The following is a 17,831-nucleotide window of genomic DNA, read 5'->3' as shown; positions in this document are numbered from 1 at the left end:
CGTCCTCATCCGATGGGCCAGGGATCGCGCCGGGCGAGCGCGGGACTCAACGCGCCCGGTACCACCACTCGCCACGCCCGGATGTTGCTCACCCGGGAACGGCGGAGTGGAAACGCGACCGCCACGGGTTCGTCGGTGAACGTTGCCCGTACCGCGGCCACCAGCGAAGGCAGGTCGTGGGGAGGAGGGCCGGCCTGTGGGGGACGGTGCTGGGGTGCGCCCCGGGTGGTCAGGGATTGCAACTCGCCGCGCAGGAGGGTGCCGTGGTCGGCGGCCCAGAGGATTCCGTGCATTTCCCGCGGCCGGTGGTGCGCGCGCCGCGTGTGTCTGACCGTGGTCAGCATCATCACGCCTTCCAACACCGCGCGTGTCACGGCGTTGCGCTCGCTGTACTGACAGGAGGTCCCCACGGCCGCGGCGTCTCGTCGGCTCGAGGACACCAGGGCGATGACGGTCGGGGGGAGTTCGGGTCGTCGGACGGTCCACGTTTCCGCGGTGGCCTTTTGTCCCCGGAGCAGACAGTCCATCGACTCGGGGACGTCGGCGATGGAGCGGTACAAGGGGAATTCGGCGCGATCGAACACGCGGACCACGCTGTCGCGTTCGATGACCTCCCTGAGCCCGTGCGCCAGGACCTCGTTCGTGCGTTCCTCGGGACCTGCGCAATAGCCACTGCCGTCGATGTGTGCGCACGTGTCCCCGGTTCCCGGTTGAGCGAGTCCGGAGTATTCCGTGTCGCCGGCCATACCGCGGCCGGAAAGCAGGGGGCGTCCATCGAGCTCCCACTCCAGATGTGCCCAGCGCTCCATCAGTTCTGATCGGCATCGGAGCGCACTCAGTCGCCGGCCGAAGCCCAGACTCGTCCCACGAATGGAGGTTCGACGCCGGGCGGCGGTGACGACTATCTCTGCGTCTGCGAAGTAGACCCCGCGTTTTTCACAGAAGGGGAACACCGTGGTGGCGGCGGCCACCCGGGCGTCGTCGAGGTTCATATGGGAAACAGCGGCAAGGCGCCGTTGGGCGGGTCGTAGTCCCAGTCGAGTCGGTTGTACAGCTTCGGCGACGGTCGGCCCTCGAGCCGTACAAGTTCACGTGCGGTCTCGATCCAACAGTCGAGTTCACGGCGTCCTTCGGGGGTGTGTCGGCCGTGATCCGAGATGATCGTCAGGCCCTGCAGCAGCCCGAGGAGATGACGATGGAATCTGATCCGCGCCTCCTCGTGCCACTGGGTCGCGGACGACCGGAGCACCGCCGCCATCAGGCAGGCGAGTCGCAGGAAGACGAAGGTGGCGTGGTACGTCCCGTACAGGGGTCGGGGGTCGCTGCGGATGGGCGAGGCCAGTCCCGCCTCGTCCCGGTTGAGGAGCAGGGGATGCAGTTCCTGTTTGGCGTGCAGGAGTTGGTGGGTGGCCTCGTGGGTCAGGTGGTCCGCGAAGCACAGGGGGGTCCAGTCGGCCTCCAGGCGTAGGTACGAGGCGCCGAAGAGGACGATGTCGGAGCCGCCGACGAAATGCCTGCCTCGCAGGGCCACCACGTATTCGGTCAGGGCTTTGATCTCCGCGGCCTGTTCCGGGAGTACCTGCTCGATCAGACTCAGGCCGGCGCCGTACCTGGCGGCGAGTGTCCGGGCGGGTTCGACCTCTTCGCCGCTCACCACGGCCAACGCGGGATCGAGACGCGATATCTTCCTGGTCCGGTCGCCGTACTTGGCGATTTCCGCCCGGATGGCGTCGGTCTCGGATCGCAGGCGGATGCCGTCCTCGGCACCGGCGATCCAGGTCGTGGAGACGGCGTCGAGGATGGTTCGCCTCGCGTCGCCGATGACGTCCGCATCGAGGACGGTCGTGTCCTTCGCGGGCGTCCATACGAAGCCGGGTGACGCCGCGGGCAGACGCACCCGGCCGCTGTCGGCGGACCGGGTCACCGGGATCGGAGTCTTCACCCGTCCTTCGGCGGCGTCCTCGAGGAGGACGTTGCCGAGGCCCAGTACGGTCCGCGTCGCGCGTTTGCGGTCCTTGGCCGCGAACGCGTCGAGCACCGCGAAGTACGCGGCGTAGAACTCGCTGCGCCGCCTGCCGCCGGTGGTGGCGACGAGCGCCTCGCGGAGCAGATCCGCGTGGTGCGCCTTGACGACGCGCGCGGATTCCGCGGCGTCGAGAATCTTGTGCCAGTCCGCCGTGATCGTGTCGGCGAGTGCGTCGCGCAAGGCAGCTGCGGCCGAACCGTTGGGATGTGCGAGCAAAATGTGCCTCCTGATCGTTTCGGGCCGTCGGGTCCGGACCGCGCCGGCACGGCTGGAGGAGTTCCTGTGGCTTCGTGCACGCGGAATTCCTCGGTGGTCTGGGCGGAACCGTGCACGGCCGGAATCGTCACACGGCCCGAAGTGACGATTCGGAGCCCGCTGGTATCGCCGCGATTCATCCGGACGTCGAACTCGTTCGCCGCGGCCGTGTTTCGGACGGGAATACGAGGACGGGGAGCCGACGCACGGTCGGGAGACAGGGGTCCTCGACCGTGCGTCGGCGGTGTCCGATCTAGCAGTTCTCGTCGAGGTCGGTGATGTCGTCGTCGAGCTCGGTGCTGACGGAGGACTTCATCTGCATCATCGCGGAGCCCACGGCTCCGCGACCGACCGTGATGTCGAGGTCGTCGATCTCGGGCATTCTTCCTCCAGATATGGCGTGACGGATTCTCCGGAAGGATTTTGTGTGCTTCCTTCCGGCGTTAACCCTGGCAGGCCGCGGGCGCTGGGAGAATGCCGGCGGAGAGGCACGAATCGACGAAGGCATGATTGTGCCGGCGGTTCTCCGGAGGACGTCGGTGTTTCGGCCGTGGCTCGTGGTTCCTGCTCGGACGGCTCGATTCCGGAGACGATTTCGCGAGGGCTGTCCGTGGATCGTGAGGCATGCGGGCGGATCGGGCGCCGGGGTCGTGCCGCGTCCGAGAAGTCGATGGTCGCCCGCCGGCGGAAGTGGCGGCGGGGCCAAGGGACGGGGGGCGTCGGTCGAGGAGTACGTCGACTTCACCGTGCCGGAGGGGAGGCCGTCGAGACGCTTGCGGTCGCGGTTCGCGACGATCGGGCGTCGTATGCCGCGGGGTGGCACGGCGCCGGGACGGACGCACGTCCTCGAGGGCCGTCGCGGGATCGTCCCTGGGCCTCGGCGGATACGGCTGCCCGCGCCCCGACGGTCGGAAGCGACGCGGGCCGAGGCGCGATCGGTCACGGGCGACGACAAGACCACGATCCGCGGCTGGGCCCGGGAATGCGAAAGGCCCGGAACCGTGGCGGTTCCGGGCCTTGTCGGCCGAAAGGGTGCCGGGTCAGTCCTGTCCACCGAAGCGCTCGCGGTACGACTCCAGGTCGTCGTCCGTGAGCTTCCTGAAGAGGACGGGTGGCACCGTGAACGTGGTGCCGGCGGGGACGGCGTCGAGTGAGCGCGCCCGCTGTGGGCTTACCCAGAGCGCGGTGTCGTCGTCCAGGGCGAAGGCCGTGCGCATGGTTCGGGCGGCGGCCGGGATGAGGGGTTCGGAGACCACCGAGTACAGGTGGATGAGGTTCATCGCGGTGCGCAGCGTCAGGGCCGCCTCCTCCGGGGCGGTCTTGATTTGCAGCCAGGGCGCCTTTTCCTCCAGGTACGAGTTGCCCGCCGACCACAGGGCACGCAGGGACTGCGCCGCCTTGCGGAACTGCAGTTCCCGGCAGTGTTCCTCGTACTCGCCGAGCAGCCCAGCGATCGTCGCACCGAGTTCGATCTCGGCCTCGGTGGCCGTCCCGCCCGCCGGCACCTCCTCGCCGAAGCGCTTGTGCGAGAAGGTGAGCACGCGGTTGACGAAGTTGCCGAGCGTGTCCGCGAGGTCTTTGTTGACCGTGGCGGCGAAGTGCTCCCAGGTGAACGACGCGTCGTCGGACTCGGGGGCGTTCGCGATCAGGAAGTAGCGCCAATAGTCGGCCGGGAGCAGTTCCAGGGCCGCGTCGGTGAAGATGCCGCGCTTCTGGGAGGTGGAGAACTTGCCTCCGTAGTACGTCAACCAGTTGAAGGCCTTGACGTAGTCGACGATTTTCCACGGTTCGCGCACGCCCAGTTCGGTGGCGGGGAACATCACGGTGTGGAAGGGGACGTTGTCCTTGGCCATGAACTGGGTGTAGCGGACGTCCTCGGCCGCATACCACCAGGACCTCCAGTCCCGGTTCTCGGGATCGGCGTCCGACCACTCCTTGGTCGCTGCGATGTACTCGATCGGGGCGTCGAACCAGACGTAGAAGACCTTCCCCTCCGCGGCCAGTTCGGGCCAGGTGTCCGCGGGCACGGGAACACCCCAGTCGAGGTCGCGGGTGATGGCACGGTCGTGCAGACCCTCGGTGAGCCACTTGTGGGCGATCGAGGAGGCGAGTTGCGGCCACTGCTCCCCGTGTTTCGCGACCCAGGCCTCGACCTCGGGTTGCAGTTCGGATTGCAGCAGGAAGAGATGCCTGGTCTCGCGGATCTCGAGCTCGGTGGAACCGCTGATGGCGGACCGGGGTTCGAGCAGGTCCGTGGGGTCGAGCACCCGGGTGCAGTTCTCGCACTGATCACCGCGGGCCCTGTCGTACCCGCAGTGCGGGCAGGTCCCCTCGACGTAGCGGTCCGGCAGAAAACGACCGTCGGTCGACGAGTAGACCTGGCGGACCGCCCGTTCCCGGATGAACCCGTTCTCGTGCAGTCTGCGCGCGAAGTGCTGTGTGATCTCGACGTTTTGCTGTGAGGAACTGCGCCCGAAGTGGTCGAAGGACATGTCGAAGCCGTCGTACACGACCTTTTGTGCGTGATGTGCCCGGGCGCAGAAGTCCGCGACCGACAGGCCCGCCTCGGCGGCGGCCAGCTCGGCGGGTGTTCCGTGTTCGTCGGTGGCACAGATGTAAAGCACGTCGTGGCCGGTCTGGCGGAGATACCGGGCGTACACATCCGCCGGAAGCATCGAGCCCACCATGTTGCCCAGGTGCTTGATCCCGTTGATGTACGGAAGAGCGCTGGTGACCAGGTGCCGAGCCATCCTTGGATGCTCCAATCGATGCGTGCACCACCTGCGGCGGCCGTGCCGCGGCGTGCGGGCCAAGAGGTGCCGAACGGCGCTCGGCCGCCCGGAGCAGGCGGCCAAACGCGCCCTGGACGGCCGAACTCGGCACCCATCCTAGGGCCACGAGTTGCCCACGATTGCCGCTCGAGCCCTACTGCCAACCGACGTCCGATGCCGGTGCCACCGCGACTGTTTCGGGCGCCCGGTGCTCCACGGAATCGACCCGCATCGTGGCGGCGGTGATGAATACGACGGATCCCACCACGGCCGCCGTGACGAAACACAGACCGTTCTCGATACGCCGGACAAGCATTCTTCCTCCAGGTCGGGAAAGGGTTCATTGATTCGATCCTTTCCACGAGCCTCCGCGGATGCCAGCGCTACGGATGACACAAACGGGCCAGGGCGCGTTCGTGCCCGACTCATTCCACACGCGTCCGGGGGGGCGTCCGGAAAAACGATTCCTCGAACGTCGGGGGAATCGTGTACCCGACGAGGCGGCAACCGGGCACACGTAATCCGAGTGCGTTGCAGCAGACTGCTTGCATCGACCGGCAGCGGCGTGAATCTCAATGCATCCGGGCCGACCGTCGTCCGTGAGGTCGCACAAGTCTCCCCGTTTGAGGTATGTGCATAGGGAGCCTCTGACGATGAACCGTGTGATATGGGATGTACGGGCCGACGGGTTGCCCGACGCCCCGCAACGGTCAATCCTCGATACGGTGGTGGCTGGTTGGAACCTCCATGGGGGTGGGATGCCCGACTTGTTAGGCCTGCACGCAACGGCCGAATCGGTTTACCGAGCACTGCTCCGACAGCCGGGTCTCACGGTTGCCGAAGTCGCGCAGATGCTCGATATCCGGAATGCCGAAGTCCGCGAGTCGCTCGATATCCTTGCCGAGCTGACGTTGATCAGACGCTCCTGGTCGGATCCGGGCACCATGCTCCCGGTGAATCCGGAGGTGGCCCTCCGAGTCGTTCTCGCCGAGCGGCAGGCCGAACTCGCGCGTACCCAGCAGGAGATCGAAGAGATCCGTGTGGTTGCCGCCCGTATGGCGAGGGACTACCTCTCGGAGTACGCGTACGGCCGGGGGCACACCTTCGAGGTGCTGGCCAGTGTTGACGCCGTTCGGGTGCGAATGGACGAACTGGTCGCCGCGACCGAGCGGGAAACCCTGGCCTTCGCACCGGGCGGACCGCAGACCGCAGAGAATCGAGCGGCCAGTCGTCCCCTGGCCGAATCCTTGTTCGCGCGGGACGTCGTCGTGAAGACGATCTACCTCGACAGTGTGCGCAACGACCCGGGAAGCCTTGAACACGCCCTGTGGCTCTCGGGAATGGGTGGCGAGACTCGGACCGCTCCCCTCCTTCCGCTACGGCTCCAGATACTGGACCGTCGGCATGCGTTCGTGCCCATCAATCCGGAGGACAGTTCCAAGGGGGCCATCCTCGTCGAAGAGCCAGGGGTTGTCGCAGCCCTGTGTGCGTTCTTCGACCTCGTCTGGGATTCCGCATCCCCCCTCACCGAAGCGAAACGACGCTCCACCGGTCAAGTGTCCCTCCAGGAGAGGGAGTTGCTGCGGCTTCTCTCCCAGGGCCTCACGGACGAAGCCGCAGCGCGCAAACTCGGTATCTCACTGCGCACCGAACGTCGAATGATTACTGAAATCTCAGAGAGATTGGGTGCTCAGAGCAGGTTTCAGCTCGGGCAGCGAGCGACCGAAGACGGCCTTCTGTCGTCCTGATCCCAAGCCCTGACCTCAGCTTGTCATCGACGCGTCGGGTTGCCTTCGCTCACTCGCTGACACGAAGTGTCATTGGCACAGACATGTCACCCTGCGGCGGCCCCCGTTGACGGTCCACAGGCCCGGAGGATCACGACGGCCTTCGGCCTGCCCGCGTGTCGGACCATCCCCTCGGCAATTGGCGACGGGGGTTCGCCACGAGTCCGGGTTCGTTGCGTGCGCCCGGGCGGCGAGACCCTGGAGAGCCCAGTGATGCTTCGTGTCCATCACCGCGGTGCGACGCGACGTAGGACGTCCCGCTTGTCGACGATGGAGCACGTGCCGCCGATGGAGACGCCCCAGTGCCTGGCGTCGCTGTGCTTCGCCGACATGGGGCGTCCGGACCGTGGGTCTTTGCCGGTGGGATTGCGGCGCGTTGGGGTCGGCGAGTGTTCTTGTCCGTGTGGTGGGAGGCGACATATGTGGTTGTGTTGGCGAGTGCGCGAGTTGAGGCATCGGGGTGAAGGAGGCCGATGTCACGAGAATCTGCTGGTCGGACTGCATTCAGGAAGGCTTCTTGCCGCAATGGGTCGATTTACATCACACAACGGCAAAGCGACGAAGAACCTGCAGGTCGGCAAGGAAGTCCCCACGCGGGTGGGGGTGAGCCGGGCGGGGCGCTGGGCAGGGTGGCGTGCAGGGCAAGTCCCCACGCGGGTGGGGGTGAGCCGCCTTCGAGGCGGGCGGCGCGGGCCTTGGTGACGAAGTCCCCACGCGGGTGGGGGTGAGCCGCTGGTGGACCGCGAGGGTTTGCAGTACTACCAGAAGTCCCCACGCGGGTGGGGGTGAGCCGGCCGGCCACGGGCCGAGCCTGGACCTGGGGATGAAGTCCCCACGCGGGTGGGGGTGAGCCGCGCCTGTTCGGGACTTGGTACGGCCTCCGGGAGAAGTCCCCACGCGGGTGGGGGTGAGCCTTTGGGACCGCCGCGCCGCCGAGCGAGTCGCCGGAAGTCCCCACGCGGGTGGGGGTGAGCCGTTGGCCAGCCGGCCGTCGACGCCCGAAGAACTGAAGTCCCCACGCGGGTGGGGGTGAGCCGATCACGTAGTTGATGGCGTTCGCGGCGAGCCGGAAGTCCCCACGCAGGTGGGGGTGAGCTACCCGTTCACGCAGTCATCAACTGCTTGCCTCGGCAGTCCCCACGCGACTGGAGGTAGGTAGTCGAGCTTGACGTGCCGTCCGCCCGGCCGGAGAACACCTCCGCGCGGGCGATGCCGTTCCTCGGCGGTGGTGTGGGTGAAGTGTTCGACCGTGTTGCGAGATCCGAGTTTCGGCGCTGCGGCCGTTCAGGGCGGGCTCGCGCGGTGGAGGTTGCGGCTCAGCGGCGGAGGGCTTCGACGGGTTCGATGCGGGCGGCGCGCCAGGCTGGGTAGAGGCCGGCGAGTAGGCCGGTGGTGAGGCCGATCAGGGGGGCCGCGGCGACGGTTGTCGGGTCGATGACCGGGGTCCACTCCTTCGCGGCGGCGGTGGCTACGACGGTGACGGTGCCGAGGCTGGTGCCGACCAGGCCGCCGAGGGCGCCCAGCGTGGCGGATTCGGTGAGGAATTGGCCGGCGATGTGGCGGCCTCGGGCGCCGAGGGCGCGGCGGAGGCCGATTTCGGCGGTGCGTTCCATGACGGCGACCAGGGTGGTGTTGGCGATGCCGACGGCGCCGATGATCAGGCAGATGCCGGCGAGGAGGAGGAAGAGGGCGCCGAGGTCGTCGGTGACGTTGTCGCGGAGGGTGCGGGGGTCGGGTGGGGGGATGGGTTTGAAGGCGTCGGGGGCGTCGGGGCGCAGGGCGTAGGGGGTTTCGCCGGCGACCTGGCGGGCGGCGCCGATTTTGGTGGTGACGAGCATGCGGGCGCGGTCGGCGCTGTCGGGTGGTCCGTAGATCTTTTCGGCGGTGGTGCGGGGGATGAGGACGGACAGGAGGAGGTCGGGTTTGCGGTCGGTGTCGGCGAGGATGCCGATGACGGTGAAGGGGGCGTCGCCGATGAAGATCGCGGGGGCGGTGTCAAGGGTGGTGATGCCCAGGCGGGTGGCCATGCCTTCGCCGATGACGGCGACGGCTTCGGCGCGTCGGTCGTGGAAGGTGTCGTAGCCGCGGCCGGTGGCCCAGTGGGGGCCGGCGGCTTCGAGGAGGCCGGGGGAGGCGGCGACGACGGTGATCTGTTGGCCGCCGGCGTCGCGGCCGACGGGGGCGGCGCGGACGGTGGTGCCGGCCGGGAGTCTGATGTTCCAGTGCACGCCCGCGTGTTCGACGCCGTTGAGGGCGCGGACGCGTTGGTCGGCGTCGGGGGTGAACATCAGGGGTTGTACGGCGGCGTCCTGGCCGCCGGTGTCCTCGACGGTGACTTCGGTGGCGGTCAGGGCGTTGAAGCGGTCGCCGATCTGGCCGGTGGCGGTGGCGGTGAGGCCGAGGATGGCGACGAAGGTGCCGACGCCGAGGACGGTGCCGAGGGCGGTGAGGATGGAGCGGGCGGGCCGTTGGAGCATGCCGGCGAGGGCTTCGGCGAACAGGTCTCGCAGGTGTTGTCGGGAGGGGACGATGCGATCCGGGGGAGGGGGCGGGGTCGACGCGGGTGTGGGTTCGGGGCGGGGTTCGAGGAGTTCGTCCAGGCTCACGTGGCGCTCTCCCGGCCGGTCGGGCTCATGACGCCGTCGCGGATGGCGACGCCGCGCCCGCCGCGCGCGGCGACGGCGGGATCGTGGGTGATGACCAGGATGGTCATGCCGTCGGCATGCAGGCCGTCGAGGAGGGCGAGGACGCCCTCGGCGGTGGTGGTGTCGAGGTTGCCGGTGGGTTCGTCGCACAGCAGGAGCGAGGGGCCCGCGGCGAGGGCGCGGGCGATGGCGACGCGTTGGCGTTCGCCGCCGGACAGGGTGGTGGGGGTGTGGTGCAGGCGGTGGGCGAGGCCGACGCGGGCGAGGGATTCGCGGGCGCGGGCGGCGCGTTCGGGGCGGCGGCGGGTGCCGCCCTGGTACATCATCGCGAGTTCGACGTTCTCGGCGGCGGTGCGGTATGGGAGCAGGTGGAAGGACTGGAAGACGAAGCCGATGCGGGATCCGCGGAGCGCGGTGCGGTCGCGTTCGGGCAGGGTGCCGGTGTCGATGCCGTCGAGGCGGTAGGTGCCGGAGGTGGGGCGGTCGAGCAGGCCGGCGACGTTGAGGAAGGTGGATTTACCCGATCCGGAGGGGCCGGTGATGGTGACGTACTCGCCGCGTTCGACGCGCAGGTCGCACGGTCGCAGTGCGGGGACGGGCGGTGGTCCGGGGTAGGTCAGTCCCACTCCGGTGAATTCGACGACGGGCGGGTTGGTCGTCACGGGCGCGGGCCCGCGGGTACGGTGCCGCCGGTGCCGCCGGCGGTGTCCTTGCGGGCGGCGCCGACGACGACGCGGTCGCCCTCGTGTACGGATTCGCCGCTCAGGGGTGTGACTTCGACGTAGCCGTCGCCGGAGGTTCCGGGGCGTATCTCGGTGCGGCGTTGGGTGCCGGAGGGGTCGACGACGGTGAGTACGGTGCGGCCGTCGGCGCCGGCGGAGACTGCGGAGATCGGTACGACCAGGACGGGGCCGCCGGAGGAGGCGGCCTCGACGGTGAGGCGGACGTCCTGGCCGGCGAGTTTCGCGTCGAGGGCCTTGGACGGTACGACGACCATCTCGTAGCCCTGGCCGGGTGCCTGGGGTGCGGCGGCGCGTCCGGACGAGGCGGAGTCGCCGGAGTCGGCGATGTCGCCGCTGGGGTCGGAGGGGGTGTCGGCGACCGAGCGGACCTCGCCTTCGGCCTCGATGCCGGTGAGTTCGGACAGGATCCGTACCTTGAGTCGGGGCTGGACCAGGCCCTTCTCGTGGGGGGCGAGTCGGCCCTTGACGACGAGGTCGCCGGTGGAGACGGTGAGGGCGCGTTCCTTGACCTCGGAGCCGACCTGGGCCTGGACGGTGTCGACGCGGGCGGGGAAGCGGGAGAGAAAGAGTACTTCGCCTGCGGGGAGCATGGCGCCGGATTTGGCTTTGAGGGCGGCGAGTTCGTTCTTGGCGCGGGCCAGGTCCTCGGTGGCGTAGCGGACCTGTTGTTCGGCGCGGGTGTTGGTGCCGGGGGCGGGGGTGGCGCCGGTGCCGCCGCTTGCGCCGCTTCCTCCGGGGCCGGTCGGGGGTGTCGTGGATCCGCTGGGTGGGCCGGCCTTGAGGGCGTCCCGGGCCTGGGCGAGGGCGCGTTCGGTGGTGGTGACGCGGTCCTGCGCGGCGCGCAGTGCCTGGTCGTCGCCTTCGCCGGCGGCGGGTGGGTCGTAGCCGAGGGATTTGTAGAAGGACGCGACCGCGCCCTTGGTGCCGGGGCCGTAGGTACCGGACTTGTCGGTGCCGGTCTTGTGGCCGAGTCCGTCCAGCGCGGACTGGAGTTGCGCGACGTCGCGGCCCTCGCTGCCGGGTTTGAGGTCGCGGTAGACCGGGACGTCGCCGGGGAGTACGAACACCGGGCGGCCGGAGACCTCGATGAGGATCTGGCCGGCGCGCAGGACGTCGCCGGGTTTGACGCGGAGCCCGGTCACGACGGGTTTGGCGCCGCCGGAGTCCTTGCCGCCCGCGGCCGAGACCCGGGGGGATACCGCCAGGCTCTGGCCGGCGGTGACCTGGCCGCGCAGGACGACGGTGTCGGTGAGGATGCGGCGTTCGACCATCGCCGTGATCACCGACGGGGCGGGTGCCTTGGCCTCGGCGGCCTTCTCGTTCGGTGACTTCACGAACCGTGCCGCGGCGAGGCCGCCGCCGGCGAGGAGTACCGCCGCGATCACGGTGGCCACCAGGACCCGCATCCGGCGCGACGTCGCGGGTAAGCCGGCGGTCGGCGGTTCGGGGTCGGTGCCTCGGTCTGGGCCTAAGTCCGGGGTGATCTCCCGTGCGGGCGGCGGGGGGTGGGGGCCCGGTGGGGTGTCGATGGTGGTCGTCCTCTCGGTGGACGTGGCGCGAACCGCCCGATGGTCAGGAGGAGACCGGCTTGCCCGCCAGTATTTGGGCGGCGCCCCGTTTGAGGGCGTCCTGGTAGTCCTTCACCTTGCGCAGGACTTCCGCGTGGGCCTCGATGGACTGATTCTGGTAGGCGGCGTCGATCGTGAACAGCAGGTTCGTGAGGTTGGTTTCCTGGCGGCAGGCGACATCGACCTTGGCGACCGCTATTTCCTTGGAAGTGGCGGTGGGTCCGCCGGAGTTGCCGTCGTGGGCGGCCCAGATGTCGCCGTACTTGTAGCCGGAACGGGCCATGCACTCGCTCCACTTGGCGGTGGCCGCTTGCGCGCGGGAGTCGGTCTTGACCTTCGTCCAGGATTCCATCATCAGGTTCTGGACGGTGTTGAGGAACTCCGCGCGCGGAACCCCGTTGATGATCTTGTCCTCGGACTCCTGCGAGCAGCCTCCGGTGGGGACCTTGCGCCCGTCGGGGGTCTGAGCGATCTGTCCGGCCCAGATCTGGTTCTCCTGGGGGGTGGGGACGCGGGTGGTGCGCGGTGGTGGCGGGGCGCCCTGGCCCGCGGCCTGGTCGGGGCTGTGATAGCCGTAGCGCTCGGCGTCGGAGGCGAGGAAGACGCCGTAGCGCCGCATGTTGCGGCCCTCGGTGGGGGCTTGGGGGCCCATGTCGGGGACGGGCCAGTCGGGTGAGCCGAACCTGCGCATGCAGTCGGCGCCGACGAGGTAGACGGCGCGGAAGGAGTTGGCGCGGTCCTGGGTGGTCGGCCAGTACGCGTCCAGGGGTAACGCCACGTCGGCGGGGCCCCGGATCTGGCGGAGTTCGCCCAGCGGCGGTTCCTTGCCGGTCGTGCCTTCCTTCTTGTCCTTGTCCGCTCCCGAGGAGCCGCATCCCGTCGCGACGAACGCGGCGATCGCCACGAGGGCGGCCAATTTCCCGCGCAGGGGGACTGCCGACATCGACGCTTCGTCCTTTCGTGGGCGGGCCCGACCGGCGAGGGACGTCGGCCGGGCCCGCGAACTTTTTCTACTCGAACGGGCGTTGCCCGACTGGCCGACTACTCGACCGTCCTACAGCCGGACGCTCCCGTTCGGGGCGGCGCCGACGGAAGGGAGCCGGTGGTCGGGGTCGGCTAGCGGTAGGCGATCGAGCTCGTGTAGTTGTTCATCCCGCCCAGGCTGGATTGGGCGCCGCCCCACCATCCGGAGGCCGCACCGGCGTGCCAGACCCCGTCGAAGTGATTCGACTGGCAATAGGACCAGGTCTGATGGGATTCGATGTTGTCGTCCACGTAGGCGGGGACGTTGGCGTTCTGCTTGATCACATACCCGGCGTTGCAGCTCACATTGTCCAGGGTGGCGTCCCACTGGGCACCACTGAAGCTCTGATTCGTGAACTCGGAACTCGCGTGGATCGTGGCCGCGACCGTGACGGGTGCGTTCTTGGCGGCTTCGCCGGCGGAGGCCTGCCCCGGGAGGGCGGCGCTTGCTGCGGCGAGGGCGAGGGCGGAGACGACGGCAAACCTGCGTACGTACATGATTACTTCGATTCGAGATCGAAAAGCATGACAAGTGCAGAGAAATGACGTTCGATTACGCTCTGTAGCGATCAAAAATTATCAGCCGCGCGGAATTTCCACTCGCGGAAGCAGTGCGTCTCGGCCGTGAGTATGAACACGCCATGGAATCAACCAATCGGTCTCCGCTCACATTCTGATCATGGTAAGTAAAGTGAAGACAAAGTCGCCTCATAGAGGGAAAAGTTGGTTGGTTACTCGTGCCGCCTCCCGGCCCGGCGTCACGTCTCGACGAAATCCGCCGGAGCGGGGGTGTCAGGCTTGCCGGGCGCGGCTCGAGGCCGCGCCCTGTTGACGGGCGCGCGACACGATTTGTACGCGCGACGCCGGCGGCGCGCGATGCGGCGGCCGGGTGGGCGCGAGTCGACGTGAACCGGGTCGACCAGCCCTGGCCACGACTTGTCAGGGAGGCGACCCGGGCCCGCGACCACACGCCATCGACCACGCCGTCGCGGTCTTCAGACCCTCCGTCCAAGCCCGCCGAGTCTCCCAATCGGTGGCTCCCGAACTCGGCGAAGAACACCTCGTCACGGTAGAGGACATCACCAACGCGCCGGCCGTGGGACAGGCTTGGGCGTCGGGTTCCGAACACGCGGGGTGTCGCCTGTGTGTTCGGTGGACCACGAGCGGCGTCCCGTGGGGAGAAGCCCTCGTGCGGGTGCGGATCGTCGGGCCTTGATCGGTACGTCCAGCGCCGAGCGACCGGAGGTACGGCTCGTATCCTTGCCCAGTGACTGCGGTGGAATCGAGCCGATCTCGTTCCGGACGTGTCGATGGCGGCGGGAATTTGAAGACGGACACGCCGCGAACGACACCGCACGCCTTTCTGGCCGACGCGCAAACAGGACCATCATGTAAAAATGCCCGGCTTGCGAACGATTGCGGATGCGCCGAAGCGAAAACAGGCAGGATCCTTGCCGCAATGACCTTGTTTACATTACGAATCGGCAAAGCCCTCAAGAACCCGCAGGTCAGGAAGGGAAGTCCCCACGCAGGTGGGGGTGAGCCGACCCGCGTCGCACAACTGGTCAGCGATCGACCGAAGTCCCCACGCAGGTGGGGGTGAGCCGACGCTGCCGACCCGGACCGCGCCCCCGATACCGAAGTCCCCACGCAGGTGGGGGTGAGCCGGTCTCCGACAGGCCGGGCTGCGACCAGGTCGTGAAGTCCCCACGCAGGTGGGGGTGAGCCCTCCTGCGGGCGGGCCGGCCGGCCGGCCATCATGAAGTCCCCACGCAGGTGGGGGTGAGCCGTCGGAGGGGCTGTTGCGAACGGTGATGAAGTCGAAGTCCCCACGCAGGTGGGGGTGAGCCGAGGTCCGGATCCATGAGGGGCCCGAACACGTTGAAGTCCCCACGCAGGTGGGGGTGAGCCGGTTCTCCGAGGCGACCGCCGCGGTGCTCGCGCGAAGTCCCCACGCAGGTGGGGGTGAGCCGCAGGCCGCCACCGCGATGCTGACCACGCCGGGGAAGTCCCCACGCAGGTGGGGGTGAGCCGTGCTCCGGCCGGTATTCCGGGGTCGGGAAATCGAAGTCCCCACGCAGGTGGGGGTGAGCCGATCCAGACCCATTTCCTGCGCTACAACCGCCGGAAGTCCCCACGCAGGTGGGGGTGAGCCGAAGCGCCAAGCGCGCTTGCGCCTGCCGCGTCAGAAGTCCCCACGCAGGTGGGGGTGAGCCGATGGTTGCGGACTTGGCGGGCGGCGCGGAGGGGAAGTCCCCACGCAGGTGGGGGTGAGCCGTCGAGGGCCGGTAGACCAGCAGACAGTGAAACATGTCGGCATCGTTGGCCATGTTGCCGTCGAGTGGGGACGAGCCTACGGGGTGTGCGGCCGGTGATGAGGTTTGCGTCGTGTGGTTCGCAACTGGTCGTGAACTGGTGTTGTGATTAGACGTAGGCGTGCGTCTGTTCGCCATTGCGTGTTGGTGATGACGAACGGCTGTCGGTGGTTCAGCTTTCCGATCGGTCGTTCTCGGTGTGTGGCCAGCCGTGTGTGGTGAGGCCGGGTTTGCCGTTCAGGTATGCGCGTAGTCCGGCTTCGGGGTAGGGGATGAGGTCGTCGGGCAGGTCGTGGACGGCGAACCAGGCCAGTCGGAGGCACTTGTCGGGTTCGCGGTTGATGGGTTCGTTCTCCCATGTGGTGGCTTCGAAGAAGAAGCCGATGCGGTCGGGTGCGCCGTTGCCTTGGTGGTGGTGGACGGTCTGGACGAGGCGGAGGCTATGTGGGTCGACGACGACTCCGGTCTCCTCGTATGCCTCGCGGGCGGTGGCGGTGGTCAGTGTTTCGTCGGGGTCGAGTTTGCCGGAGGGGGCGTGCCATCGGCCGTGACCGTAGGGGCCGCCGCGTTGGGAGAGGAGGATCTTGTCTCCGTCGCGGAGGATGAGGTGTACGTCGATGACTGGGGTGGCGGGGTCCATGTTCTCTGTTCGGGTGGGGGACGCGGTCGGGGGCGACCCTAGCCGAGGTGATTCCGGTCGCGTGCACGATCGCGGCGGCGACACTCGCGGGGGTGAGGGCGTCCGCGTCCACGCGCAGGACGGGCACGGCCATGTCCCGCAGGATGATGATCGCTTGTTCGTACAGGTCGAGTTCGCGGGTGACGTTGTCGGGGTCGTCCTCGAAGCGGTGGTGGGATCCGCGTGTGTGCAGGCGTCGGGTGATGGTGGTGGCGGGGGCGGTGAGTACGACGGCGAGGTCGGGCCTGGTGACGCCGGTGTTGATGGCCCGGATGAAGTCCCCCGGGACGCCGTCGAGGCGTTGGAGGACGAGGCTGGAGGCGAGGTAGCGGTCGCAGACCACCGTGTGGCCGGCGGCGAGGTGGGGGCGTATCTCCGTGTCGAGGTGGTGGTGTCGGTCGGCGGCCACGAGCAGGGCCAGGGCGGTGCCGCGTACCTCCTGGGCCAGGCGCCGGGTGGCGATGCCCAGGGCGCTGCCGGAGGGTTCGGTGGTGGGGTGGACGGTGTGCCCGAGTTCGCGCAGTCGGCGAGTGACCGCCGTGACGGTCGTGGACTTGCCGACCCCACCGGGGCCGTCCACGGTCAGGAAGTAACCGGGGGCGTTCATCGGGCGTCCGTCGGGGGGTGGGTGCGGGCGTGTTGGCGGCGGGTGAGGTCGGCGAGATGGCGGCGGAGGGCGGGCAGGGGGGTTTGGGAGAACGCTATGCCGACGGAGAAGTTGAATTCGTCGCGCTGCCGCATGCCTTCGTCCGCGCCGTCGTTGGTCAGGTCCACGTCTTCGTAGGCTTGCATGCGGTGGGGATCGTGGCCGGCCTGGACGAGTCGGTCCCACACGGGTGAGCCGGGGTAGGGGCGGAACTCGAACACCGAGGCGCGGAAGGTGCCGGGTAGACGGTCGGACAGGGCCCACAGGCGTTCGATGTGTGCGACGGTCGCGGTGAGGTCCGCGGTGTGTTCGTCGGGGTAGCCGAGGATGAAGTAGCCCTTGACGTCGATTCCGCGTTCCATCAGGCGGCGGACCACCGTGAGGGTCATGGCGGTGGTGATGCGTTTGTCCATCATTGTGAGGACCCGGTCCGAGCCGGACTCGATGCCGAGTGCGACCTCACGCAGGCCGTTGGCGGCGAGGGTGTCGAGCATGGCGTCGTCGAGGCGGTGCAGGACGTTGATGCGGCCGGTGGCGTCCCAGACGTAGCGTTCGCCGGTGTGGTCGGCGGTGAAGGCGTCCATGGCGGTGCGGATGATGCGTTCGGCGCCGAGGAACAGGTCGTCGACGAACCTGAACGCGGTCGCGCCGTATCCGGCGTTGAGGTGGTCCAGTTCGGCGAGGATGCCGGTCGGGGTGCGGGTGCGGATCGTGAGGTCGCGGTTCATGGAGACCGCGGCGCCGCAGAAGGCGCAGTCGTAGGGGCAGCCGCGCGAGCCGACGATGTTCGCCTCCACCCGGCCGTCGGTGGCCCGGTAGGGATCCTGTGGCAGGAATGCGCGGTCTACGAGGGGGAGTTGCTCGACGTCGGGGGACAGCCAGGGGTTCGGGTCGCCGCGGTGGAGTCCGACGGCGATGGTGCCTGGTTGCGGGTTGCGCCACATTACCTGGGGAAGTGTGGCGCGGTGGGTGTGGTCGTCCAGCAGTGCGGCGACGCGGGTTTCGCCCTCGCCCAGGACCAGGGCGGTCAGTCGTTCGAAGCGCGGATCGCACAGCACCGTGTGCGGCATGGCTTTGGCGTGGTGGCCCCCGACCATGATCTTGATGTCCGGGTCCAGGGCGTGGGCGATGCGGGCGGAGAGGGCGTAGGTGGGGGCGAGGAGGTTGAATCCGGCCCAGCGTGGTCGGGCCAGGTTGACGATGGCGGTGGTCTCGTCGATGCCCAGGCCGTGTGTCTCGGCGTCCAGGAGGCCGATGTTGTGGCCGGCGTGCCGGGCGTGGGTGGCGATGTAGGCCATGCCGAGTACGGGAAGGGTGTAGTCGTTGACGCGTGGGCGCACGGTGTAGTTGCGCAGGGGAGCGTTGACGAACAC

12 protein-coding genes, 1 pseudogene and 2 CRISPR repeat arrays are annotated in these 17,831 nt (G+C 68.5%); of the genes and pseudogenes, 1 reads left to right on the top strand and 12 read right to left on the bottom strand.

Features of this window, described 5'->3' with window-relative positions:
• Positions 1–5 precede the first annotated feature (5 nt).
• The 4 genes from ACFRCG_RS13025 to metG form a co-directional block, all read right to left on the bottom strand.
• Positions 6–971 (bottom strand): YcaO-like family protein, encoded by a 966-nt coding sequence (locus ACFRCG_RS13025; RefSeq protein WP_380030906.1) that lies wholly within the window; start codon positions 969–971, stop codon positions 6–8.
• Between the two features lie 17 nt (positions 972–988).
• Positions 989–2,206: an aKG-HExxH-type peptide beta-hydroxylase gene (locus ACFRCG_RS13020; protein WP_380030905.1), complete on the bottom strand. Its 1,218-nt coding sequence runs from the start codon at positions 2,204–2,206 to the stop codon at positions 989–991.
• A 328-nt stretch (positions 2,207–2,534) separates the two neighbouring features.
• On the bottom strand, positions 2,535–2,663 hold the full coding sequence (locus ACFRCG_RS13015; protein ID WP_380030904.1) for a hypothetical protein: 129 nt from the start codon (positions 2,661–2,663) through the stop codon (positions 2,535–2,537).
• Positions 2,664–3,321: 658 nt separating this feature from the next.
• Positions 3,322–5,031 (bottom strand): methionine--tRNA ligase, encoded by a 1,710-nt coding sequence (gene metG / locus ACFRCG_RS13010; RefSeq protein ID WP_380030903.1) that lies wholly within the window; start codon positions 5,029–5,031, stop codon positions 3,322–3,324.
• A 674-nt stretch (positions 5,032–5,705) separates the two neighbouring features.
• Between metG and ACFRCG_RS13005 the strand changes: the two genes are divergently transcribed.
• Positions 5,706–6,800: a helix-turn-helix transcriptional regulator gene (locus ACFRCG_RS13005; RefSeq protein ID WP_380030902.1), complete on the top strand. Its 1,095-nt coding sequence runs from the start codon at positions 5,706–5,708 to the stop codon at positions 6,798–6,800.
• Between the two features lie 621 nt (positions 6,801–7,421).
• Positions 7,422–7,998: direct repeats of the CRISPR family, unit length 28 nt; unit sequence GAAGTCCCCACGCGGGTGGGGGTGAGCC.
• A gap of 157 nt (positions 7,999–8,155) precedes the next feature.
• Here ACFRCG_RS13005 and ACFRCG_RS13000 read toward each other — a convergent pair.
• From ACFRCG_RS13000 to ACFRCG_RS12965, 8 genes and pseudogenes are all read right to left on the bottom strand, one after another.
• Positions 8,156–9,370, bottom strand: coding sequence for an ABC transporter permease (locus ACFRCG_RS13000; protein WP_380030941.1), 1,215 nt, complete (start codon positions 9,368–9,370; stop codon positions 8,156–8,158).
• A 71-nt stretch (positions 9,371–9,441) separates the two neighbouring features.
• Complete coding sequence (locus ACFRCG_RS12995) at positions 9,442–10,146, bottom strand: ABC transporter ATP-binding protein (RefSeq protein ID WP_380030901.1); 705 nt, start codon at positions 10,144–10,146, stop codon at positions 9,442–9,444.
• A complete protein-coding gene (locus tag ACFRCG_RS12990; protein WP_380030900.1) occupies positions 10,143–11,633 on the bottom strand; it encodes a peptidoglycan-binding protein in 1,491 nt (496 codons plus the stop codon). The genes ACFRCG_RS12995 and ACFRCG_RS12990 overlap by 4 nt, the downstream gene beginning before the upstream one ends.
• 166 nt (positions 11,634–11,799) lie before the next feature.
• Positions 11,800–12,738: a hypothetical protein gene (locus ACFRCG_RS12985; RefSeq protein WP_380030899.1), complete on the bottom strand. Its 939-nt coding sequence runs from the start codon at positions 12,736–12,738 to the stop codon at positions 11,800–11,802.
• A gap of 173 nt (positions 12,739–12,911) precedes the next feature.
• Positions 12,912–13,316, bottom strand: coding sequence for a hypothetical protein (locus tag ACFRCG_RS12980; RefSeq protein WP_380030898.1), 405 nt, complete (start codon positions 13,314–13,316; stop codon positions 12,912–12,914).
• A gap of 1,019 nt (positions 13,317–14,335) precedes the next feature.
• Positions 14,336–15,096: direct repeats of the CRISPR family, unit length 29 nt; unit sequence GAAGTCCCCACGCAGGTGGGGGTGAGCCG.
• A gap of 209 nt (positions 15,097–15,305) precedes the next feature.
• Positions 15,306–15,773 carry an NUDIX domain-containing protein gene (locus ACFRCG_RS12975; protein ID WP_380030896.1) on the bottom strand — a complete coding sequence of 156 codons (468 nt, stop codon included), beginning with the start codon at positions 15,771–15,773 and terminating at the stop codon, positions 15,306–15,308.
• A gap of 199 nt (positions 15,774–15,972) precedes the next feature.
• Positions 15,973–16,419, bottom strand: a pseudogene (gene tmk, locus ACFRCG_RS12970) (dTMP kinase); the annotation flags it as partial.
• A complete protein-coding gene (locus ACFRCG_RS12965; protein ID WP_380030895.1) occupies positions 16,416–17,831 on the bottom strand; it encodes a B12-binding domain-containing radical SAM protein in 1,416 nt (471 codons plus the stop codon). The pseudogene tmk and the gene ACFRCG_RS12965, both read right to left, overlap by 4 nt.

This window comes from Embleya sp. NPDC056575 (genome assembly GCF_042793325.1).
In the GTDB taxonomy this organism is placed as follows: Bacteria; Actinomycetota; Actinomycetes; order Streptomycetales; family Streptomycetaceae; genus Embleya.
This window is presented reverse-complemented; position numbering and strand designations above follow the sequence as displayed.